This is a genomic window from Streptomyces nanhaiensis (assembly GCF_046614825.1).
Classification (GTDB): Bacteria; Actinomycetota; Actinomycetes; order Streptomycetales; family Streptomycetaceae; genus Streptomyces; species Streptomyces radiopugnans.
In genome coordinates, this window is the sequence record NZ_JBKJFM010000010.1 from 48,096 (window position 1) to 70,471 (window position 22,376).

The 22,376-nt window shown below is 70.1% G+C and carries 15 protein-coding genes, 1 tRNA gene and 2 pseudogenes; 12 read left to right on the top strand and 6 right to left on the bottom strand.

The annotated features are described in order from the left end of the window. Positions 1-35 precede the first annotated feature (35 nt). The 3 genes from ACLIYP_RS05200 to ACLIYP_RS05210 are packed head-to-tail and all read right to left on the bottom strand — an operon-like array spanning position 36 to position 6,275. Positions 36-3,470 carry a pPIWI_RE_Z domain-containing protein gene (locus ACLIYP_RS05200; protein WP_412711958.1) on the bottom strand — a complete coding sequence of 1,145 codons (3,435 nt, stop codon included), beginning with the start codon at positions 3,468-3,470 and terminating at the stop codon, positions 36-38. Then, positions 3,463-4,638 (bottom strand): pPIWI_RE_Y domain-containing protein, encoded by a 1,176-nt coding sequence (locus ACLIYP_RS05205; RefSeq protein WP_412711959.1) that lies wholly within the window; start codon positions 4,636-4,638, stop codon positions 3,463-3,465. The genes ACLIYP_RS05200 and ACLIYP_RS05205 overlap by 8 nt, the downstream gene beginning before the upstream one ends. Continuing rightward, positions 4,635-6,275 (bottom strand): PD-(D/E)XK nuclease family protein, encoded by a 1,641-nt coding sequence (locus ACLIYP_RS05210; RefSeq protein ID WP_412711960.1) that lies wholly within the window; start codon positions 6,273-6,275, stop codon positions 4,635-4,637. The genes ACLIYP_RS05205 and ACLIYP_RS05210 overlap by 4 nt, the downstream gene beginning before the upstream one ends. A gap of 135 nt (positions 6,276-6,410) precedes the next feature. Between ACLIYP_RS05210 and ACLIYP_RS05215 the strand changes: the two genes are divergently transcribed. The 7 genes from ACLIYP_RS05215 to ACLIYP_RS05245 all read left to right on the top strand — a co-directional run bounded on the left by ACLIYP_RS05215 (position 6,411) and on the right by ACLIYP_RS05245 (position 13,828). Next, entirely contained in the window at positions 6,411-7,286 is an 876-nt protein-coding gene (locus ACLIYP_RS05215; protein WP_412711961.1) for a hypothetical protein, read from the top strand. Between the two features lie 77 nt (positions 7,287-7,363). After that, on the top strand, positions 7,364-8,482 hold the full coding sequence (locus ACLIYP_RS05220; protein WP_412711962.1) for a hypothetical protein: 1,119 nt from the start codon (positions 7,364-7,366) through the stop codon (positions 8,480-8,482). Then, positions 8,479-9,990, top strand: a complete 1,512-nt coding sequence (locus ACLIYP_RS05225; protein ID WP_412711963.1) for a hypothetical protein — start codon at positions 8,479-8,481, stop codon at positions 9,988-9,990. Before ACLIYP_RS05220 ends, ACLIYP_RS05225 begins: the two co-directional genes overlap by 4 nt. Continuing rightward, a complete protein-coding gene (locus tag ACLIYP_RS05230) occupies positions 9,987-11,351 on the top strand; it encodes an AAA family ATPase (RefSeq protein WP_412711964.1) in 1,365 nt (454 codons plus the stop codon). Before ACLIYP_RS05225 ends, ACLIYP_RS05230 begins: the two co-directional genes overlap by 4 nt. Positions 11,352-11,557: 206 nt before the next feature. Beyond that, complete coding sequence (locus ACLIYP_RS05235; protein ID WP_412711965.1) at positions 11,558-12,991, top strand: DEAD/DEAH box helicase family protein; 1,434 nt, start codon at positions 11,558-11,560, stop codon at positions 12,989-12,991. Next, positions 12,894-13,616 carry a DEAD/DEAH box helicase gene (locus tag ACLIYP_RS05240; RefSeq protein ID WP_412711966.1) on the top strand — a complete coding sequence of 241 codons (723 nt, stop codon included), beginning with the start codon at positions 12,894-12,896 and terminating at the stop codon, positions 13,614-13,616. Before ACLIYP_RS05235 ends, ACLIYP_RS05240 begins: the two co-directional genes overlap by 98 nt. Next, complete coding sequence (locus ACLIYP_RS05245; protein ID WP_412711967.1) at positions 13,613-13,828, top strand: hypothetical protein; 216 nt, start codon at positions 13,613-13,615, stop codon at positions 13,826-13,828. The genes ACLIYP_RS05240 and ACLIYP_RS05245 overlap by 4 nt, the downstream gene beginning before the upstream one ends. Before the next feature lie 13 nt (positions 13,829-13,841). Here the strand turns inward: ACLIYP_RS05245 and ACLIYP_RS05250 are convergent. Further along, positions 13,842-14,606, bottom strand: a pseudogene (locus tag ACLIYP_RS05250) (transposase family protein). Positions 14,607-15,560: 954 nt separating this feature from the next. On the opposite strand from ACLIYP_RS05250, the pseudogene ACLIYP_RS05255 reads away from it, so the two are divergent. Next, positions 15,561-15,935 (top strand): annotated as a pseudogene (locus tag ACLIYP_RS05255) (recombinase family protein); the annotation flags it as partial. 235 nt (positions 15,936-16,170) lie between these two features. Then, a complete protein-coding gene (locus tag ACLIYP_RS05260; protein ID WP_412711974.1) occupies positions 16,171-17,244 on the top strand; it encodes a recombinase family protein in 1,074 nt (357 codons plus the stop codon). Here ACLIYP_RS05260 and ACLIYP_RS05265 read toward each other — a convergent pair. Beyond that, positions 17,226-17,310 (bottom strand) — tRNA-Leu (locus ACLIYP_RS05265). The genes ACLIYP_RS05260 and ACLIYP_RS05265 overlap by 19 nt on opposite strands. A 146-nt stretch (positions 17,311-17,456) precedes the next feature. After that, on the bottom strand, positions 17,457-18,167 hold the full coding sequence (locus tag ACLIYP_RS05270; protein WP_412711968.1) for an SDR family NAD(P)-dependent oxidoreductase: 711 nt from the start codon (positions 18,165-18,167) through the stop codon (positions 17,457-17,459). A gap of 188 nt (positions 18,168-18,355) precedes the next feature. On the opposite strand from ACLIYP_RS05270, the gene fdhD reads away from it, so the two are divergent. From fdhD to ACLIYP_RS05285, 3 genes are all read left to right on the top strand, one after another. Continuing rightward, entirely contained in the window at positions 18,356-19,207 is an 852-nt protein-coding gene (gene fdhD / locus ACLIYP_RS05275) for a formate dehydrogenase accessory sulfurtransferase FdhD (protein ID WP_412711969.1), read from the top strand. Between the two features lie 232 nt (positions 19,208-19,439). Then, a complete protein-coding gene (locus ACLIYP_RS05280) occupies positions 19,440-21,266 on the top strand; it encodes an AMP-dependent synthetase/ligase (RefSeq protein ID WP_412711970.1) in 1,827 nt (608 codons plus the stop codon). A gap of 186 nt (positions 21,267-21,452) precedes the next feature. Beyond that, positions 21,453-22,280, top strand: a complete 828-nt coding sequence (locus tag ACLIYP_RS05285) for an aldo/keto reductase (RefSeq protein ID WP_412711971.1) — start codon at positions 21,453-21,455, stop codon at positions 22,278-22,280. The last annotated feature ends 96 nt before the right edge of the window (positions 22,281-22,376 follow it).

Here is a 22,376-nt window from a genome sequence, read left to right on the forward strand (position 1 = left end):
GGACACGTCGCTGGTGTGGTGCGGCGACGAAGCCGTCAGCCCATGTCCACCAAGGCGCTGTACAGCGGTTCGTACAGCTCACGGACGAGGGACTTGTCGATCGGGGCAGGGCTCCGTTCCACCGCGCTCCCGTCCTCGAAGTAGGGGGCGAGCACCTCACGCATGCTCGCCAGCAGGCTGGTGTCGGAGGTGTCCGCGTCCTGGAACCCGGCTTCTCGGGGGGAGAAGGCCGCGTCGACGAAGACCACCCGGGCCGGCACGCCGCCGCGCACCAGGCGACCGATGACCTGCCACATGACGACGAGCTGATCCCAGGTGAACGCTGCCTTCTCCTCGTCCCGCAGGCTGGACCAGGCCAGCCGTCGGGTGAGGAAGCGGTTCCACTGGCGGCGTGCGCGGCTGCGGAACGCCACAGCCGCCTGGTCGGGTGTGGCGGCAGCGAGCGCGTTCTGCCGGAAGGACCCGTCCACATCGCGGAGTTGGCGTACGGCCCAGTCGTTGATGGACTGGATGGCGAGTGAAATGTCGTCGGGCCGAGGGTGAGGGCGTGCCAGGAAGTAGACCGTGCCGATGGCCGCCTTGCCACCGTGCAACACGATGTTGTGTCCCCGCTCCACGGCGAGCAGTGGCGCGACGAGAATGTCGCCGCCGACCGAGGGGAAGGCCTTCACGTCACCGCGGGGCAGGGTCCGTGCGGCGGAATCCTCCGGCAGCCGGGTCCAGGCGGTGTCGGAGTCCGCGTCGTCGGACACGAGTCGGGTGACGCGGCCGTTCCACTCGGGGATCTGATTGAGGTACTCGGCGGCCCGGCGTGCCTCGTCGTAGCTGCCGACGAGCAATAGGATGCGGCGGCGGTCGGGATCGTCGATCTCCTTCAGTTCGGTGTCCAGCATGCTCTCGGCGTCGGGCAGGCTCCGGTCGGGTACCGCGAGCTGGTGCAGCATGTGGAGAAGGGCCTGCGGTCGCTCTTCGGGGTCGCAGCCGGACAGGCGCAGCGGCTTGGGCCGGTCGTTCCCGGGCCAGTACAGGAACTCCTTGCGGAACTCGCTGCCCAGGACGGCTTCGACTTCCTCGTCGTGAGGACGCAGCACGGCACCGACCTCGGCGTGCACGTGGTATCTGCTTGACGTGCCCGCCCAGCTCGTTGCGGACATGAGCAGGACGTGCGGGCCCGGGCGGCCGTCCACGGCGCACAGGTCGCCGAGCCGCATGAGCAGTTCGCGTCCCACACCGTTGCAGTGGAAGAAGCGGAGTTCACCGCTGCGGTCACCGTCACGCTCACGGTCGTCGTGGCGAAACTGGAAGCCGAGCACGTTGCCCATGGGCGACTCGGGGATGACCGCCTCGTAGTCCTTGGGGGGCCTGCGGGAGAGCACGTTCGAGGCACTCTCGAGATTGAGGGCGGCCTCGACGCGCGGCCACAGCGTGGTCATGAAGTCGAGGCGGCTGTGCAGGGCGGAAAGGAGCAGGGTGAATTCAAAGCGCCGGGCCTGGAGATCGGCGTCCGCGAGGACCGTGCTGTCGCCTCCGACGATGTCGGTGAGTGTGTCGCGCAGCCTCTCGCGCGTCCGTGCTCCTTGGGGCGCGTGCAGGAGTTCCAGGGTGAGGTGGACGAGGGTGTTCACCAAGGGTGTCACTTCATCGTCGCCCATGCTCTGCTGTTCGTGCAGCGGGTCGTCACGGAACCGGCCAAGCGCACCGTCCAGTGTCCGGGCCGCCACAGGCGGACGTTCACCCTCCTTCCGCCCCGGGAACCAACTGTCCAACAACAGGTTGTGGAGGGTGAAGGCGCTGAAGTAGTCGACGCTGATCCACCGCCTGAGCTTGTCGTCCTTGACGAGCAGGGCGAAGAGGCGGTCGGTGGCGGCGCTGACCGTGTTGACGGCATTGGTCCAGTCGTCGACGTCACGGGCGGACAGCTGGAGTCGCCCGTCCCGGGCCATCTGCTGGAACTTGTGAACGGCCACCTCGTCGAACCAGGAGTTCGGGGCCTTGCCCACCAGAGTGCTGGCTGGCGCGAAGGCCGTGTCGAGTTGCATCTGGACCCGGTCCGCCTCGTCAACGATGACCAGATCGCTAAGCCGACACGCGAGTTCCAGGTATCGGAGCTGTTCCTGGTGCTGGTGCAGCGGGACGGAGCTGTGCACCAGGCCAGCCGGGGTGGCGACCCACACCTGTGCGTCGACCAGATCACGAGCCCCGCGGTGGCGCGGACAGCGGTTCCACAACGGACACAGTCTCCGCTGCGGCTTCGGACCTGGTGCGTCGTGCTGCGTGCCGCTCTCCTCGTCGAGGAGTGGATCGCCGTCCGTGGCCTCCTGCTCGGGGACGGTGTACAGCGTGATGCACGGTGCTTCACGGACACCGAGTGGGCGGCGGGCTTCCAGGCCGCGCAGTACGTCGACGGGGCAGGCGCTGCTGAGGTAGGCGAAGCCCGCGTGGTCGTGCCCGAGCATGGTGACGGCGCCGGCCGTGGCGGTGCGGCGGTGCAGTCGGTTGATGTTGCGCTCCCGGGTGGAGTGCCCGAGGATCGGCGCCGCCCGTACACCGAGCCGATCGAACTGTTCCACCACGGCGAGCGTCTCGGCCACGTCGCCGACGACGATGGTGACCCGGCGGGGTGTCCGGGTCACCAGGTGGTAGGTCAGGATGTCCCGGAGGGTGGATTTACCGGCCCCCACCATCCCCACGAGGTGCAGCAGCCGGTCGATCCTCAGCCGTCCCTGCTCGGTGAAGCGGCCGAGTTCGGCGTCGCGCACGAGCAGCTTCACCCGCTGAAGTCGCCCGGCCCAGCCATTGCGCGGCCCCTCCGGCACCGCCGTCTCGATGGTGTCCATCTCGTCGGCGGCTTTTTCGAGCTCTTCCCAGGTGACATCGATGGGCTCCCCGAGGCCGGCCAGTGGTGCGTCGAGCGCGTGGGCACGCGGCAGCGTGTCCGTCAGCAGTTCCTCGTCGAACACCACAGCATGGGTACGGTCCTGTACCCGGAAGGTGTGCTCTCCCTCCTCGGCGAGCGGGATGGACCGTGTCGCGAACGGCGGAGGGGTGCTGAGCAGTTCTTCGAAGATCTCGAAACGGCGTGTGGCACGCGATGTCTCGCGACGGCGCGGGACCGAGCCGGGTCCGTCGATGTCGTATCCGCGTAGGTGCTGAGGAGCCTTGAGGTAGTCGGCCAGCGCCTCCGACCAGGCGTGCCGTCGCCGCATGTCCCACAGGTAGTGGCGGGCGCGCAGAACGCGCAGCCGCTGTTCGTCGGTGCGGACGTCCCCGAACACCTCGCTGTACGGGTAACCGCCCAGCAGCGGCCAGACATCGGCGGCCGTGCGGGTGGGCGTCACGTTCTGCAGGAGGTACAGGCCCAGTTCGACATCGAGAAGGTCGCCGGAGCGGAAACTGCCGAGGTTCGCCGGCCACACTTCGTTGAGCTGTTGCGGTGAACAGCGCCGGTGCCATCCTCTGCGGTCACGCACGGTGTCCTCCTTCGGTACGCGGCTCCCCCGCCTTGCCATGCGGGGTGGAGATCTCATCGGCGACCAGCCGCAGGAAGGCCTGGTCGTCCAGGAGGGTGACCCGGTCGGCTAGGTCCTCCGGCAGATTGCGGCGAAACTGCCGCCCATACGCTTCGTTGTCGCGGAAGCGATAGCGGGGCACGACGAGGAACGCCCGGTCGTACGGCGGCTCGTTCCTGAATGGTGTGAGGGAACGTGCCAGCAGAACGGGGTTCACCCGGTCCTTGACGTCCACCGCCCAATGCCGTCGCCCCGGCAGGGGAACGCGCAGGTCGTACGCGTCGAAGTTGGGCCACATCTCGGCGGTGATTCCGAACTTCTCCTCCAGGGCGGCTTGCAGATCGGTCTCCGCGAGCCCGGGGCTGGTGACGAACATCCGCAGGGGGCGGCTGAGCTGGAAGACTCCGCCGTTGTCGGCACGAAGCGGCGTGCCTTCGTCCGAGGTGCCGTCGCGGCGGCACCGGTCCAGTTCGCACCGGTGGCCGCCGTTCAGCAGCGGCACCATCAGGCAGCGGCAGCGAGCGCACTGCCGGTACGTGCCGCGCCGCAGATAGGAGGCGGGCACGGGTTCGTAGCAGCGCTTGATCACGTCATGCAGCAGCATCCCGCAGTTCGGATCGCCGCCAAGCAGCGCCAGCTCGGCACCGGTCAGCAAGGGCCTGGAGGTGAGCAGTGCCCGGAACGCGGTGTATGCCTGCGGCGCCTTGGCCGCGCGGCACACGGCGAGTGCTTCCCGGATGCGCTCGTTCTCGAAGAGCTCGGCAGCCGGGTCGGCCGCGCTCACCTCCCACTCCAGGCACAGCTGGTGCGGCAGCCGGGTCTCCGGATCGACGAGCAGGGCCGCTCCAGGAAAGTTCTCGGGCGGCAGCTCCAGTGGCCACTCGGCCAGAGGCCGCTCGCAAGCCCAGCGGACCATCTGCGGCACACTGCCCGGCGGTTCCTCGCCCAGGCGCAGGCAGTGCAGGACGAGTCGGTTGTACGCGTTCTGCACCTTCGCCGGGTAGACCGGATTGGGTACGGTCCTCTGCCGGGACAGGCACGCCAGGGCGCTGGCGATCTGGCGGAGCAGCGCCTCGTCCGTGCCGGCGGCGTTCCCGGACCGTGCGTCCCTCATGTCGGTTGTGGTCACGCCTCCCCCTCTGCCGCGACAGCGCCGTTGTGCGCGGCGCTCGGACACCACCGGGACACCGGGCAGGACCGGCACTGCGGCCCGGGGCGTGCGTCCCAGGTCTCGTCCTCCCGCCAGGGGTCGGCGTACCGCCGCAGTACCGACAGCGCCTTCCGTTGCCGGCCAGGGTCCGTCGGGTCGATTACGTGCGGATCGGAACTGTCCGGCCGGAGGATCTCCACCTCGACGCGCGAACCGTCCGGATCGCCGCCCAGCGCGCCCTGCGCCAGGAGCGTGACTGCCAGGGCGAGTTGGGGGTAGGTGTCGAGAAGGTCTTCACGGTGGCGGCGCCGCTTCCGTGTCGTCTTGAGCTCCCGCCACACCCACGAGCCGTCCTCCTGGTAGAGCAGGTCGGGTTTGGCGATGACGACGGCCTGCGCCGCGGTGTCGTGGACGACTCGGAGGGCTTCGGGCTCGACCCGCTGGATGAGGGCGGCGTCCTGGAAGGGGCAGGCGTCGACGTGGTGGAGCAGCATGTCCCGACCGGTCGCGGCGTCCTCGTTGGAGACCCGCCAGCGTCCCTCCGTCCAGTTCTCGCCCTCCGAGGGCATGTCGCCGGCCGTGCACGGCGGCCGTCCCGGGCGCCGGTGCAGTTTCTCGACCCAGCCGTGCACCGCTTGGCCGAGCCTGGCCGCGCTGCCGTACTCGTCGGACTTGGGCAGGTGCAGGGCGCGGAGGAACCCCTGTGCGGGGCAAGCCGCGTGGTAGCGCAGATCGCTGACCGACACCTTCCTCAGCGGTGCCGCCCGTGAGGGAAGTCCGAGGATGCCGGGCCTGCGCGGCACGGCCTCGCAGCCCGTGAACTGCTTGCAGTCGACGCAGGACGAGCCGGGTATCGGCCTGTCGCCCGCCACGACACGGGCCACGTGCGCGTGCCCGTGCTCGGCGTAGTACGCCTCGGCCTCCTCGGCTGTCCCGTCGAACTGCACGCGCGGCCGTCCGTCGGTAAGCCCGACTTCGACGACACGCACCCGCTCGGGCCGGACGGCGGGTCCGTACGGCTGGAACGCGCGTGCCCACTTCCGGGGCCAGGCCGCCCGGCGTCCGTGAACAGCGACGTACACGGCGATGGCGATCTCGCCGGGCTCGGAGTTCTTGGCCTCGCCGTGCCGCAGCCGCCGGTACTCGCGCAGCCTTCCGTCGGCCGACTCGTACCTGCGCCACCAGGCGTACATCTCCCAGAACTTGCCGTTCTCCCGCTGGGCCACCCAGTACGGACGGACCGGCTGGATCCGTTGTCCACCGTCGCCGGCGCACGCTCCCAGGTACGTACGGAGGGCGTGCTCGGCGTACGTCAGGTGACCGGGGTGGAGGGCGGGGGTGCGGGAGCGCAGCCCCGCCAGGGCCTGGTCGGGTGTCTCACCGTGGAACTCGACCCGGTCGACGGCGTCCATGACCGGCCCGAGGGTGAACGTCTCGAGCTCCGGCTTCGGCAACCGGAGACGCCGTGCAGGCCAGAGACCGGGCCGGGCCTTGGCCGCGGCGTGCGAGGGGCAGGTGTGCTCCTCGCTCCCGCCCGTACCGGGCCCCACGCGAACGAGGCCGTCGTCCCCGGTCAGCCAGGGCGGCCTGTGCCATGCCGTCGTGTTGTGACTCATTTCCTCCCCTTTGTTTCAAAACAGGCGGCATCCTTCGGGCCGACCGGATGCGCTGCTGCATTCGACCGTAGCAGGAATCTTGGAACTCATTGGAAATTATTGGCACAGATTGGTTACTGCGCTAAGCTGCCCCGCATGGCGGCATCACTGGAGGAGCTCGAGCAGCGCCTGTCCCACCTGCGCACCGAACTGCGCGGCGCTGTGCGCGCCCGGGACAAGGCCGAAACCGCGCGCATCCGTCGCGCGCTGCGTGAGGCCGAGGCCGCTTGGGAGCACGCCCTCGAGTCCGAGGCCGAACCGGACGGTGCGGCACTTCCGACCGAGCCCTCGGCTCCGCAGGCGTCGGCAACCACAGGCGCACCACGCCGCAAAGAGCGCCCGAAGCACGGCTCCATCCCGATCCGCGAACAAGTTCATCAGGCGCTCACCCTGCTGAGGGCCCCCGCCTCACCGAAGCTCATCTCGTCCACGTACGAGGCGTTCTTCACCGAGCCGCTGGTGGCCACCAAACTCGCGTCGCTCCGCCGGGATGAAGAACGCTCCTTCACCGCACAGGGTTACGCCCGTCCGTACTACATCTGTGCGGCGCTGACCCACGACCGCCTTGTCCCCGCGCGCGGACTCCTGGCCTTGTCCACCTGGCCCGTGGAACGGCGGATCATCGGCCCGCTCAGCCCACGCGCCGACTTCCTCACCCACGCGGTAGGGACCGCCGAGCAGATCCAACGACTCATCACCGCGGGGCACCCGGCCCCGGACGCGGCCTGGCGGCTACTGCGCCGTTTCGCCCTCACGATCCCGGGCGCCTACGACGCCGCGGCCCCGGAACCCGACCCCGCGCGCGTGATCGCAGCCGCCCACGCCGAAGCAGCCGTCCACCAGCAGGAGGACGAGCAGCAGCGGCAAGCGGCCGCGCAGCGCGCCCGTACCCAACTCGCGGACGTACAGCAACTGTTCGGTGCGGCGCCAATGCGTGACGCTCTGCGCGACGCGGGTGGGACTCTGTCCTGACGCCCTTCCCCGACGGCGATGACGTCAGACGCCTCGCACGCCGGTGAGCTCCCGAAGACGTTCCCGAAGTAGAGACGATGCCCTCCCAGCAGTCCAAACCTCCCGACGGCCGGCTCGCGCGGCTGCGTGGACCGCAGCCCCCTCAGCCGTACACCGCCCGCAAGATCACCGCCCTGACCGCCAATCCTGCCTGTGCCCGTCGCGCCGTCCTCGATGCCGCCGGGGTGGACAAGGCACTACTCGCCCAGCAGGTCGGATACGAACCACGCTTCGGCCAGTCACCCTTCGCCCTCGCCCGCGAACAGGCGTTCCACGGCCTCGTGAAGTGGGGCGGCTACGCCGAACTCATCCGGCTGCTGCGCGAGCAGCTCTCCGTCCCCGTGGCAGAGGCCCATGTCACCGACCTCAACGAAGTAGGGGGCAACACGGCCCTGCACGTGCGCGAGCGGGAGACCCGTCGCCTCATCACGCACGTGACCTCCGGCCAGGACGTACGGCTCATCCTCGACCGTCCCGTACTCACCCTCGAAGTCGCTGGCCAGACGGCCTACTTGGAGCCGGATGCACTCACCCACCGCATCGGAGGGAAGTTCTACGTCGTCCTGATCCGCTCGTTCGCGGCAATCGACGGCCAGGCCAACCCGACCGCTGTAGCCGAGGCGGCCAAGCAGGCCGCAGTGTACGTCCTCGCCCTGCGCCGTGCCTTCGACACCGCCGGCCTGCCCACCGAACAGATCTCCCACGAGTTCCTGCTCGTCTGCCCCAAGGACTTCTCCAACCGCCCCTACGGCCGCCTGATCGATCTCCGGCAGGAACTCGACGCCCTGCAGTTCCAGCTCTCACGGCTGCGGCGCGCCGAGGACCTCGCGGCTCGGCTCCCCGAGACGGCGACCCTGGACACGACCCGAAGCACGGACGAACTCTCCTCGTCCATAGAGGCGTTGGACGCCTCGTACACGCCCTCCTGTCTGTCCTTCTGCGAGATGGCGCGCTACTGCCGCGACGAGGCGGACGGGTGTGCCTCGCCGGGCCGCCTGGGCAGCGGCGTGCGCAACGACCTGCCGGGCATCGACTCCACCCGCACTGCGCTCGACTACCTGAACGGTGTCGCCGCTCCGGGAGAGGCGGAGGCGGAAGCCGCCGACCTGCTGCGCGCAGCCGACCTGCTGCGCCGACTCCGCCGGAGGGCCTCATGAGCGTCCTGTCCACCGTCGCGGCGCTCACGGCGTCCCACACCGGCCGCGCCGAACCGCTGACGACCGTCCGCCACCAGCACCTGGACGAGAAACCGTTCGTCCTGGTGCCGCTCACCCTCGCCGGCGAGGCATGCGCGCCCCTGGCCGCGCTGGCGGGTACGGACCCCGAGCACCCGGTGCTCCTCACCGTCCGCCAGCCGCGCAATCGCGCCGAACGTTTCCGGTTCGCCGAGCGCCTCGCCGCACTGCTGCTCACGTACATCAACGAGTGCCGGACGGAGACGGAGCCCTACACCGTCGGCCGCGGCAAGGAGAAAGAGGAACGCCTGCGCTTTCTGCGGGCCCCGCAGCTCCTCGTACCGAACGGCGAGGGCATTGCGTACGTGGGCCTGCTCGGCCGGCTGACCCGACTGCGCGCCACCGAGGGACCGTACGCGGTCGACCCGTCCGTGCCCGCCCTCGGCAAGTGGCTGACCTGGTTCGCGGAACTGGCCGAGTTCCCGAACTCCAGCGTGCTGCTCGCGATGACCCGGCTGCTCGCCGCGCACTGGGCCACGGGCCAGAGCCCCTCCGAGGACTCCCACCTCGCCTCCCTGCTGGCCTGGATCGATCCGCCGGAGGGCAGCGACGGTGCGCAGGCGGCGCGGGAGACGGAGGACCCCACCGTGTGGCCGCCGGCCGGCCCGTCCACCGACCCGGTCTTCGACCGGACCCTGCACGAACTGATGACGCGCTACGACGAGACATCCGAAGACCGCGGACGCGAGGCGGTCGGCCGCCAGATCGACCGTGAGCTGCACGGCCAGGTGCTGCCCACCTGGCGGCTGATGTGGCGCGGCGTGGAGCTGCTCCGCACTTTGCCGGAGGGCGCCCACGTCCCCGACCGCTGGGCCCTCGACCGACGCTGGTTCTCCGAGTACGCCGAGTACCTGGACGCCGACGGCCGCCCGCAGGCCCGACGCGATCGGGCCGTCCGAGCCGCCCGCCGCCTGGCCCAGCTGGAGGACGCGGTCGCCCGCTACGAGGCGGAGCGCGCATACGATGACCCGCTGGTGATGGCGGAGTACGAGCTGACCGGCGAGGCGTTCACGGGGACGGTGACGGCCAAGTACGAGGACCGATTCGTCCCCGGCGACCGCCCCGGCTCCCAGGTGTGGCGTCCGACGATCACACTCCGCACTGACGCTCGCGTCGGCCTCGCGGTCGGCACGGAGGTGAAGTCCCCCGCCCGACCCGGCCAAGAAGCGCGCATCCTCGAAGTACGACAGGAGGACGACGGTGGTCACACCGTGGTGCTCCAGCTCAAGGGCGGCTTCGCGAACAAGCGCAAGCCCCCGGCACCGGCCGGCACCCTCGCGGAAACTGGCGAGGAACTGACGTACACCACGCTCAACCTCACGGCCATGCCGTCCGCCCTGCCCGACGAGGAGAACACTCCCTGGACTCATGGTGGCCCGCCACAGCCGTACGAACCCACAGAAGAGGATGCAGAGGAGATCTGGGAGTGACCGACCCCCTTCCCAATACCGGGGAGCCCGAAGCCCTCACTCCCGGCGAGCGCGCGGACCGGGCAGTCGCGGGGATCCTGGTCAGCCTCGACACCGCGCCCGGCCGGGGCGTCGTGGTGGACTCGCCTCCTGGGGCCGGGAAGTCCACGCTGGTGGTGAAGGCGACCGGGCACCTGACGTCCGCGAGCCACCAGCTCATGATCGTCGCGCAGACCAACGAGCAGGTCGACGACCTGGTGGACCGCATCGCGCAGGAGCACCCTGACCTGGCGATCGGCCGCCTCCACGCCGGCGGCCACACCCTTCCGCCCCGCGTCACCCGGCACCCCAACATCACCGGGAGCAACCAGGTGGCGGACCTGCGCGACCTGCCCGTCGTGGTGTCCACCGCGAAGAAGTGGTCGTTCGTCAACCCGGACAAGTGCGCGCCATGGCGGTGGGCCATCGTCGACGAGGCTTACCAGATGCGCTCGGACGCGCTCCTGGCGACGGCCCCGCTGTTCTCCGAGGACGACTCGCAGGTGCTCTTCGTCGGCGATCCCGGCCAGCTCGATCCCTTCGCCACCGTGGAGACCGACCGCTGGCACGGCCTGACCTGGGACCCCCTGCGCAACGCGGTCGACGTCACCCTCGCCCACAACCCCGACCTCGTACGCCACCAGCTCCCCGTCTCCTGGCGGCTGCCGGAGACGGCGGCGCCCCTGGTCGAGCAGGCTTTCTACCCCTTCTACCGGTTCGTCCCCGGTACGACGGCATCGGAGCGCGTGCTGTCGTACGCCAGCCTGCCCCACGGCTCCGGCCCCATGGACGACATCCTCGCCCGGGCCGCCGCCTCCGGCTGGGGCCACCTGGAACTCCCCGCCCGCCACACCCTGGACCACGACCCGGAGGTGGCGGATGCCCTCGTGGCGACGGCGGCCCGGCTGCTGGAGCGCGGTGCACTGGTCAACGGAGAGCCTCTGGCCACGGACCGCATCGCGATCGGCACGGCACGCACCGTGCAGGCGGAAGCCGTCCGCTCCCGCCTCGCCGCCCGTAATCTGACCGGCATCACCGTGGACACCGCCAACCGCCTCCAGGGCCGCGAGTTCGACGTCACCCTCGTCTGGCACCCGCTCTCCGGCCGCCAGGACGCCTCCGCCTTCCATCTGGAAACGGGCCGCCTGTGCGTCCTGCTCTCCCGCCACCGCTTCGCCTGCATCGTGGTGGCCCGCGCCGGCATCCGCGACCTGCTGGATCGGCACCCGCGGAGCAGTCCTGTCTACCTGGATGTACCTCCGAAGTTCCCGGACGGATGGCGGGCACACCAGGTGGTCATGGGACATCTGGAGCGAGAGGAGCATCGGGTGCGGATTGTCTGATCATGCACGAATGGGGTCATCGTCGGTGGCAGGATGTACGGTCCGCGCAGATGTGGCGTGAGGGAGATATCTAGAGCATGGCAGCAGTGATCGAGAACCCGATCATCAATTCGCCGTACGCGGAGCCGGCCTGGCACTGGGAACTGGACGAGCGGGGACAACCGACCGGTAAGCGGGTTCCCGGGCGTCGCCCGAGCGAGACCTGGATGCCCGTGCCGCGTGCCCGGAAGGGACGCAAGACGTCCGCCGGCGTCCAGCACGAGCTGTTCTTCGACGGCATCTTGGAGGAGCGCAAGGGCCAGGACGTCATCGGCAACATCCGCAACGAGGTCGACCGCTGGCGCAGGGCCGGATACCCCAACATCACGCCGACGACCCGCCGTCTCCTGGAGTACTGGACCGACCCGGCTCGGGAACGGAAACTCTTCTTCGCCCAGGTGGAAGCGGTGGAGACCGCCATCTACCTGACGGAGGTGGGCACGAAGCTCGGCAGGCCGTGGATCAAGACCCACCTGGAAGAGACCAACCAGGAGCACAATGCGGGGCTGCCCAGGGTCGCCCTGAAAATGGCGACGGGCGCGGGCAAGACCGTCGTGATGGCGATGCTGATCGCCTGGAACGTCCTCAACAAGGTCGCCGGCCCGCAGGACCCCCGGTTCGCCAAGCGCTTCCTTCTGGTCGCGCCCGGTGTGACCATCCGGGACCGGCTGCGGGTACTGATGCCGTCCGATCCGAACAACTACTACAAGGAGCGGGACGTCGTCCCGGCGGACTTGTGGGGTGCGCTCGGCCAGGCGCAGGTGGCGATCACCAACTACCACGCGTTCATGCTCAAGACGACGCGAGAGGGCCAGGGACTCGCGTCCAAGACCAAGAAGCTGCTGCTGGCGAGATCGAAGAACGACCCCTTCGTCGAGACGCCCGACATGATGGTCAACCGGGTGCTGCGGGATCTGGGCGGCAGCAAGGGCGAGATCATCGTCATCAACGACGAGGCACATCACTGCTACCAGACCCGCGGGGCCGCCCTGGAAGGGGCCGTCACCGTCGACGATCTGAAGGGGGAGGAGAAGAAGCAGGCCGAAGAGGAGAACAAGCACGCGCGCCAGTGGTTCGACGGCCTGAACCACATCATGCGCAAGACCGGCATCAAGACGGTCTACGACCTCTCCGCGACCCCCTTCTACCTGAATGGCTCGGGCTACCCAGAGGGCACCCTCTTCCCCTGGGTGATCAGCGACTTCGGACTGCTGGACGCCATCGAGTCGGGCCTGGTCAAGATCCCTCGTGTGCCCGTGGACGACGACGCGGAGCACAAGGAGGTCTCGTACCTGAACCTGTGGGAGCACATCAGGGACGAGATGCCGAAGCGCTCCCAGAAGCCTGAGACGCTCGCGGACAAAACGCTACCGGCCGTTCTGGACGGGGCAGCCCACAGCCTGTACCGCAAACTACACGGAGGCCTTCGCACGCTGGGAGGAGGAGCCCCAGGGCACCGGCTCTACTCCCCCGGTGTTCATTGTTGTCTGCAACAACACGACGGTGTCGAAGTGGGTGTACGACCAGATCGCCGGCCACGAGCTGCCAGACAGTGGTGGCCTCGGCAAGCGGGGCATGCTGGGCCTCTTCTCCAACTATGACGAGCAGGGCCGCCGCTACCCGGTGCCCCGCACCATCCTGGTCGATTCTGCGCAGTTGGAGTCCGACAACCCTCAGCTGGACGCCCAGTTCAAGGCTGCAGCGGCCGAGCAACTGGAGGCGTTCAAGGAGGAGTACCGCACCCGGTTCCCCGACCGGGACGTGGAAGCACTCACGGATGCCGACCTGCTGCGTGAGGTCCTGAACACCGTCGGCAAGAAGGACAAACTCGGGCAGGACGTACGGTGCGTCGTCTCTGTGTCCATGCTGACGGAGGGCTGGGACGCCAATACGGTCACACACATCCTGGGAGTCCGGGCCTTCGGCAGCCACCTGCTGTGCGAGCAGGTGGCGGGCCGTGGTCTGCGCCGCATTTCGTACGCGGTGAACGACGAGGGACTTCTGGAGCCGGAGTACGCGGACGTGTACGGCATCCCCTTCCAGTTCATCCAGACCGACCCGAACCGCGAGCTGAAGACCAAGCCGCGACCGGAGCCCAAGCACGTCCGGGCCATGAAAGACCGGGAAGAGCTGCGCATCACCTTCCCGCGGTTGGAGGGATACCGCGAGAGGTGGAGGAGGCGCGCTTCTACGCGGACTTCACGCAGGCGGAGCCGTTCAAGGTGAACGAGCACGTAGCAACACGGGCCGAGGTGGAAGGCCTCATCGGGAAGAGCGCCACGCACACGCTGGTCGACGGCCGGGGTGTTCGCGTCCAGCAGGTCGCTTTCCAGGTGGCCAAGCTGGCTTTGGAACTACTGGAAGATCCGAAGCAAGGGCGCAAGCCATGGATGTTTCCGAACCTCGTGGAGCTCGCCAAGGACTGGATCACTCACTGAGCGTTTTCCAACCTCATGTTGATGTAGCGAGGTGGAGGGTGAGAACGGCCTTGACCAGGCCGGTGATCCGGGTGTTGGAGCAGCGGAGCTTGCGCAGCAGCCGCCAGGACTTGAGGGCGGCGACCGCCTGCTCGCCCAAGGCGCGGATGCGGGCGTGGGAGCGGTTGTGGGCCTGCTGCCCGGCCGAGAGCTTCTCCCAGCGACCCCCAGTAGGGCACCCGGACGGTACCGCCGGCGCCTCGGTAGGCCTTGTCCGCCCAGCAGGCCGCGCCGGTCTCGGTCAGGGCGTCGATGATGCCGTGGGTGCGGGCCGCGCGGAGGTCGTGGACCGCTCCGGGCAGCGCCGGGGAGGCCCACAGCAGCTTCCCCGCCGGGCGGCGAGGACCTGGATGTTCATGCCGCGCCGCTTGTGCTTGCCGGAGTAGTACGGCCGGTCGGCGGCGATCCGGTCGATCGGCAGCAGCGTGCCGTCCAGAATCACGAATGCCTTCACCGACGCGGTCCGCACCGCGTCGGCCAGGTCGGGGGCGAGGGCCGCCAAGAGTTCGACGGCTTCCCGGATGTAGCGGTAGACGGTGGCCACCCCGATCCGGAAGGCCGCTGCGAGACGGCTGTAGGTGTCGCCGCAGCGCAGGTGGGCCAGGACCAGCAGTGCTTGCCGGTTGCTGGACAGGCGGCGCCACCGGCAGCCGATGGCTCTGCGCCGCTCGGCCAGGTGACGGCTGAGGAACCGCAGGGCCGAACTGGACAGATCGATCGCCGATGGGTAGACAAGCACACGAAGCTCCTGGCCTGACAGGTTGATCTTGGTCGACAACCCATCTACCAGGAACTTCACCCGTTGCTACCGCTGGGGTCTGTCTCCAACCTCGGCGTCAGGTTGGAAACAGCTCACTGGCGATCTGCTGGTTCAGCCGCGCAACCGTCTGGATTGTTGACTTCCCGCTCCCGGCCAGCAACTTCACCCGCTCCCATGTTTCGAGTTCTCCGTCAGGGACCCGCCCCTACGCGGTTCGGGAGGGAAGCAGCGTAGCAATCATCAGCCGAAGTGCACCTTGTACGACTTAATTACCCAGAACAGCGGTGGCAATCCTGTCCTGTCACGTCCCTATTGTTTCACGTAAGCATGACGAACTCGCTCTCCACATCTCGGAGCTGTCCTCCGATGCCTACCGCGTCGCCTCACAGTCTCCCTGTCAGCGCCTCCTCAGACGTCACCAAACCCCTTTTCCCCGTCCAACCTTGCGGCGCATCCGGTCCTGGACCTGCAGCCAGGAGCATCTCGCTCGGCCAGGCATTCGAGAATTTGCACGCCGACCCTATCCGTCTCTATGCCTGGGCATCTGCAGTCCCGAGTAGGGTCTCCAGCCGGAATATCGTGTCGGGCCCGAGGGGCCAGGGCTCATGAGCCCGCGTCCACGGCGCGACGCGCCGCCGCCCGGTTTCCGTGTCGTCATCAGTCCGCTCACGCCTGAGCTGACTCCGTCAGCGGCCACGGTCTTGTTGCACATCCTCATCCGCCATGCCGCAACTGTCTGCGCCGCGTCTACTGGCGCTCTGGCCGCCGACGAGCTATCCGTGGACGGCTGCCCAGACCACCACCAGCAGAAAGCACCGGACAGTGACCGGAGATGACCCTTCCCTCCCCTGACTACGTCCCGAGCCCGCCTCCGCCCCGCCCACTGATCACACACCCTCACGCCCGGCCCTGCGGTTCGCCTTCTACGGGAGGGTGTCCACCGAGGACCACCAGGACCCCGAAGCCTCCCAGTCGTGGCAGCTCAGCCGCGCCCGGAACCTGTTCGAACCAGCCGGCGGGCAGATCACGGCCGAGTACTTCGACATCGGTGAGAGCCGCGCTCTGCCATGGAAACGGCGCCCGCGCGCCGCCGAGTTGCTCGCCGCGTTCGCCGCACCGCCCCGCGGCTTCGACGCCGTGGTGATCGGTGAGCCACAGCGCGCCTTCTACGGCTCCCAATTCGGCAACACCTTCCCGCTGTTCGCCCACTACGGCGTGCCGCTGTGGGAGCCCGAGGTCGGCGGCCCCATCGACCCGGACAACGCGGCCCACGACCTGATCATGTCCGTGTTCGGCGGCATGTCGAAGGGGGAGCGCAACCGCATCAGGGTCCGCGTGCACGCCGCCATGGCCGCCCAGGCCCTCATGGAGGGCCGGTATCTGGGCGGCCGGCCCCCGTACGGTTACCGGCTGTGCGACCTGGGCCCGCATCCGAACCCGTCCAAGGCCGCCGACGGAAGACGTCTCCACGGCCTCGAACCCGAACCCCGTTACTGCCCCCGTCATCATCCGCATCTTCACCGAGTTCCTGCGCGGTCTGGGCATCTTCGCCATCGCCGAAGGGCTCACCCGCGACGGCATTCCCAGCCCATCGGCCCACGACCGGGCCCGCAACCCGCACCGCGACACCCGTGCCTGGGCCAAGAGCGCGGTACGGGCCATCCTGACCAACCCCCGGTACACCGGCCGCCAGGTCTGGAACCGGCAGTCCAAGTACGAGGTGCTCCTGGATATCCACGACGTCTCTCTCGGCTACACCACCTCGATGCGCTGGAACACCCAGGAGAAGTGGATCGTCTCCAAGCGGACCGCCCACACCCCGCTCGTCGACGACGACACCTTCGCCCGCGTCCAGGAGGTCCTGGGCACCCGGGCCCGCACCGGCACCGCTCACGTCGTCCATCGCACCCGCAACCCGTACCTGTTCCGCGGCCGCATCGTCTGCGAGGCGTGCACGCGGCGGATGCAGGCTCAGTGGTCCCACGGCGACGCCTACTACCGCTGCCGCTTCCCCGAGCAGTACGCGCTGGCCAACCGCGTGCCCCACCCGCGCAACGTCTACCTGCGCGAGAAGTGGCTCACCCCCGCGCTCGACGACTGGCTGGCCGGGGTGTTCCAGCCCCACCGCCTGGACGAGACCATCGATCTGATGGCCGCCGCCGAAGACCCCCGCGCCCGCGCCGAGGCCGCCGCCGCGGAAGCGGCCCGCGCCCGGATCGCCGAGTGCGACACGAAGCTCACCCGGTACCGCGCCGCACTCGAAGCGGGAGCCGACCCCGCTGTGGTGACCCGGTGGATCACCGAGGTCCAGGCCGAACGCACACGCGCCGAAACCCGGCTGCACACCGCCGCCCAGGACACCGGCACCCGCATGACCCGCGACGACGTCGCCGCTGTAGTCCGCTCCGTCAGTGATCTCGCCGCCGCCGTCCGCCAGGCCACCCCCGAGGACAAGGCCGAGCTCTACCGGCGCCTCGGTCTCCGGCTCGCCTACACCCCCGGCCGACAGACCGTACGGGCGACGATCAGCCCCGAACCCGACATCCCCCCGAACGCAAGAACCCCACGGTCTCGGCGAGACCGTGGGGAAATGGTTCGTGTCCGAGGGGGGACTTGAACCCCCACGCCCGATAAAGGGCACTAGCACCTCAAGCTAGCGCGTCTGCCATTCCGCCACCCGGACCGGTGTGCGACCAGCGGCCTTCCGGCCGCGGCGACGGGGAACACCATACCAAGTTTTCGCGGTGCCTCTCACATGCATAATCCGTGGTCCGGTGGGGTGCCGGGACGGCCGGGCCAGGGTCGGCGGAGCCGGGGACGGGCCGGCGGTCAGGTGCCGGGCGGTCCACCGGCGGAAGGCCCACCGGCGGACGGTTCGGGGTGGAAGGCGGCGACGATCCTGTCGACGGTTTCCTCCAGCGGCGCGGCGCGCGGCAGGGGCGGCGGGCTGCCCGCGACCGCGCGCCCGGCCAGGCCGGTGTCGGTGTGCGGCAGGTGGAGGTCGGCCACCGACAGGCCGGTGCGGCGCCGCTCGGCGGCGACCGCCGTGAGCCAGGCTGACAGCGCCGCCTTGGAGGCGCTGTAGGCGGCCATCCTCGGCTGCGGGCGGACGGCGACCACTCCGGTGGTGGCGGCCAGGGTGCCGGGCGGGTGAAGCAGGGGCAGCGCCGCGGACAGCACCGCGATGGGCGCCAGGGTGTTGACGGCGAACAGGTGCTCGGTGACGGCCGCGCTCGTCTCCTCGGCCGGGCCGAAGGCGACCGCGCCGATCGCCACCAGTACGCCGTCCAGGCCGCCCATCGCCTCGGCCGCCAGACGGGGCAGGGCGGCCATGCCGTCCAGGTCGTAGGCGTCACAGGGGGCGGAGCCGGCCTTCAGACGCCGCGCCGCCGACGCCAGCCGCTCCCGGTCGCGTCCGGCGAGGAAGATCGCGTCGCCCCTGCGGGCCAGTGCGTCGGCCGCGGCGCCGCCGAGGACTCCGGTGGCGCCGACGACCAGCAGGCGCGGCGGCGCGTTCGACGCGTCGGGTACGTCCGGCATGTCCCCATTGTGGGTTCCGGGGCCGGGTCCGGCAGCCCGGCAGCCCGGCGACCCGCATCCCGCTCACGGGCATGGACGGCCGGGCGGCGGGTGAGCGTACGGCGGAAGCGGGGCAGCAGCACAATGGGGACGGCCGCGGCAGAGGGCGCCGCAGCCGTGAAGCGTCGACCGAGGCGGGACTGATTTCCATGGGCCGAGTCACCGAACGCCGCCGTGTCGTCCGCCTGCGCGACGGTGTGGTGAGCGAGCGCCCGGACACCCTGGTGGCCGAGGAGCCGCTGGAGATCCGCCTGAACGGCAAACCGCTGGCGGTCACCATGCGCACGCCCGGTGACGACTTCGCCCTGGCCGCCGGTTTCCTGGTCAGCGAGGGCGTGCTGGGCCGCCCGGAGGAACTGGCGAACATCGTCTACTGCGCCGGCGCCACCGAGCAGGCCGACGGCACCGTCCGCAACAGCTACAACGTCGTCGACGTGCGCCTGTCCCCCGGCGTGCCCGTCCCCGACATCACCCTGGAGCGCAACGTCTACACCACCTCCTCGTGCGGGCTGTGCGGCAAGGCCAGCCTGGACGCGGTGCGCACCACCGCCCGCTGGCCCGTCAGTGGAGACTTCCCCCCGCTGGAGCCGGAGGTGCTCGCCGCGCTGCCCGACCGGCTGCGCGCCGCCCAGCGGGTGTTCGACCGCACCGGCGGCCTGCACGCGGCCGCCCTGTTCTCCCCGGAGGGGGAGCTGCTGGACCTGCGCGAGGACGTCGGCCGCCACAACGCCGTCGACAAGCTCGTCGGGCGCGCCCTGACCCGGGGGGACCTGCCTCTGTCGCGCACCGTGCTGCTGGTCTCGGGGCGCGCCTCGTTCGAGCTGGCGCAGAAGGCGGTGATGGCCGGGGTGCCCGTGCTGGCGGCCGTCTCCGCGCCGTCCTCCCTGGCCGTCGACCTGGCCGCCGAGACGGGGCTGACCCTGGTCGGCTTCCTGCGGGGGCCGTCGATGAACGTCTACGCCGGTGAGCACCGCGTCGCGCTCGGCGTACGACGGACCTGAGGGCGGCGGAACCGGCGCGCCCGCGGGCGCGTCCCAGCGCAGAAGAGGGGGCACCGCACGGGAGATTCGGTGGAGAGGGCCGGGATGAACGGTGACGGCCCGGCACGGACTTCCCGAAACGACCGCATTCACACCGTCGGGCCGTATCACATCCCTTCCTGGGCGGCCCGCGCATCCGGTACGGTCGGCCCGCTGTGAGTCCCCCACGCCACAGCGCGACGAGGAGCGGCACGTGCGCGAGTTCACCGTCCCGGCCCTGGCGACGGAGCCTCAGATCGGAGGGCTGGCCGACACCGTCTTCGACCGCGCCGACGCCGACCCGCGCCAGGTGGTGATGGCGCGCAAGGACACCTCCGGCGCCTGGCGGGACGTGACCGCCGCGGAGTTCCGCGACCAGGTGCTGGCACTGGCCAAGGGGCTGCTCGCCGAGGGCGTGCGCTTCGGCGACCGGGTGGCGATCATGTCCCGCACCCGCTACGAGTGGACGCTGTTCGACTTCGCCCTGTGGTCGGTCGGCGCCCAGCCGGTGCCGGTCTACCCCACCTCCTCGGCCGAGCAGGTCCACTGGATGCTGCACGACGCGGAGGTGACGGCCGCCGTCGTGGAGCACGAGGAGCACGCGATGACCGTCGGCTCGGTCGTCGACCGGCTGCCGCGCCTGAAGCGGCTGTGGCAGCTCGACGCCGACGCCGAGGGCGCGCTGGCCGCCGCCGGGGCGCACATCCACGACGACGTGGTGCACCGGCACCGGCTCGCGCTGACCCCGGACACCCCCGCCACCGTCCTGTACACCTCCGGCACCACCGGCCGCCCCAAGGGCTGTGTGCTCACCCACGGCAACTTCATGGCCGAGTGCGACAACCTCGTCCGGCGCTACGAGGCCCTCTTCCCCTCCGGGAGCGGAGGGCAGGCCTCCACCCTCCTCTTCCTCCCCCTCGCCCACGTCTTCGGGCGGATGATCGAGGTCGGGGCGGTGCGCGCCGGGGTCAGGCTCGGCCACCAGCCCAACATGACCGCCGCCGCCCTCCTGCCCGACCTGGAGACCTTCCGGCCCACCTTCCTGCTGGCCGTGCCCTACATCTTCGAGCGGATCTTCCACACCGCGCGGCGCAGGGCCGAGGCGGAGGGGAGGCTGGAGCCGTTCGACAAGGCGGTGGAGGTCGCCGTCCGCTACGCCGAGGCGATGGAGGACAAGGCCTTCGGAACCGGGCGCGGCCCCGGTCCGGCCCTGCGGATGCAGCACCGGTTCTTCGACAAGGCCGTCTACTCCCGGCTGCGCGCCGCGCTCGGCGGCCGCTGCCGGTACGCCGTGTCGGGCGGCTCGGCGATGGAGCGGCGCCTGGGGCTGTTCTACGACGGCGCCGGCATCCGCGTCTTCGAGGGGTACGGGCTGACGGAGACCACCGCCGCGGCCACCGCCAACCCGCCCGAGCAGACCCGTTTCGGCACCGTCGGCGTCCCCGTCCCGGGCACCACGGTGCACATCGCCGAGGACGGCGAGGTGTGGCTGCGCGGCGGCCAGGTCTTCGCCGGCTACCTGGGCGACGCCCGCGCCACCGCCGAGGTGCTGCACAACGGCTGGCTGGCCACCGGCGACCTCGGCTCGCTGGACGAGGACGGCTATCTGACGATCACCGGGCGGAAGAAGGACGTTCTGGTGACCTCCGGCGGCAAGACCGTCTCGCCGACGGTGCTGGAGGACCGGGTGCGGGCGCACCCGCTGGTGGCGCAGTGCGTCGTGGTGGGCAACGACCGGCCCTACGTCGCCGCGCTGGTCACCCTCGACGAGGACGCCGTGCACCACTGGCTGACCATGCGCAACAAGCCGCTCCTGGGCCCGGCCGAGCTGGTGCGCGACCCCGATCTGGAGGCCGAGGTCAGACGGGCGGTGGTGGCCGCCAACACCCAGGTCTCCCAGGCCGAGTCGATCCGCACCTTCCGGATACTGGGGTCGCGGTTCACCGAGGAGGACGGGCTGCTCACCCCCTCGATGAAGCTGAGGCGCAGGGCCGTGGAGAAGGCGTACGCGGCCGAGATCGACGCCCTCTACCAGCGCTGAGCGGGCGGGCCGGGCCGGACCCGGGGCGGGCGGGGCGGACGCCGCGGCCGCCGCCGTGCGTGCGGGCGTGCGGGCTGCGGGCGTGCGGCGGGAGGAGACGCGGCGAAGCGGGAATGACAACGCTGCCATGATCGTTGGGACCCCGGGTACACGTGTCGCCAACCGACTGACAAGGACCGATCGCTCGTGAGCAACGTCCCCAACATCATCCTCAACAACGGCGTCCGGATGCCGCAGCTCGGCTTCGGCGTGTGGCAGGTGCCGGACGAGGAGGCCGCCGCCACCGTCGGGCACGCGCTCGCCTCGGGCTACCGCAGCATCGACACCGCCGCGATCTACCAGAACGAGAAGGGCACCGGGAAGGCCGTCGCCGAGTCCGGGCTGCCGCGCGAAGAGCTCTTCGTGACCACCAAGGTCTGGAACGACGACCAGGGCCGCGACGCCGCGCTGCGCGCCTTCGACGCCTCGCTGGAGCGGCTGGGCCTGGACTACGTCGACCTCTACCTCATCCACTGGCCCGCGCCGAAGCAGGACAGGTACGTCGAGACGTGGAAGGCGCTGGAGGCCATCCACGCCGACGGCCGGGCCAGGGCCATCGGCGTGTCCAACTTCAAGCCCACCCACCTGCGGCGGCTGATGGAGGAGACCGAGGTCGTCCCCGCCGTCAACCAGATCGAGCTGCACCCCAACTTCCCGCAGGCCGAGGCCCGCGCCTTCCACGCCGAGCACGGCATCGCCACCGAGGCCTGGTCGCCGCTGGGCCAGGGCAAGGACCTGCTGGACGACCCGGTGATCGCCGAGATCGCCCGCAAGCACGGCCGCACCCCCGCCCAGGTGGTGCTGCGCTGGCACCTCCAGACGGGGAACGTGGTGATCCCCAAGTCCGTCACCCCCTCCCGGATCGAGGAGAACATCGACGTGTTCTCCTTCGTCCTGGACGAGGACGACATGACGGGCGTGTCCACCCTGGACAACGGAACCCGGCTGGGCCCCGACCCCGACGAGATGGGCTGAGCCGGCACCGGCACCGGCACCGGCCCTGCCCGGCCGCCCTGCCCGGCACCGCACGCGCACGCGCGGCGCGCCCCCTGCGGGCGCGCCCCCTGCGGG

Coding starts and splice junctions, on each gene's coding strand:
- fdhD (WP_412711969.1), top strand. CDS start 18,356: ATGGGCCGAGTCACCGAACGCCGCCGTGTCGTCCGCCTGCGCGACGGT.
- ACLIYP_RS05210 (WP_412711960.1), bottom strand. CDS start 6,275: ATGAGTCACAACACGACGGCATGGCACAGGCCGCCCTGGCTGACCGGG.
- ACLIYP_RS05270 (WP_412711968.1), bottom strand. CDS start 18,167: ATGCCGGACGTACCCGACGCGTCGAACGCGCCGCCGCGCCTGCTGGTC.
- ACLIYP_RS05225 (WP_412711963.1), top strand. CDS start 8,479: ATGAGCGTCCTGTCCACCGTCGCGGCGCTCACGGCGTCCCACACCGGC.
- ACLIYP_RS05220 (WP_412711962.1), top strand. CDS start 7,364: ATGCCCTCCCAGCAGTCCAAACCTCCCGACGGCCGGCTCGCGCGGCTG.
- ACLIYP_RS05235 (WP_412711965.1), top strand. CDS start 11,558: ATGCCCGTGCCGCGTGCCCGGAAGGGACGCAAGACGTCCGCCGGCGTC.
- ACLIYP_RS05215 (WP_412711961.1), top strand. CDS start 6,411: ATGGCGGCATCACTGGAGGAGCTCGAGCAGCGCCTGTCCCACCTGCGC.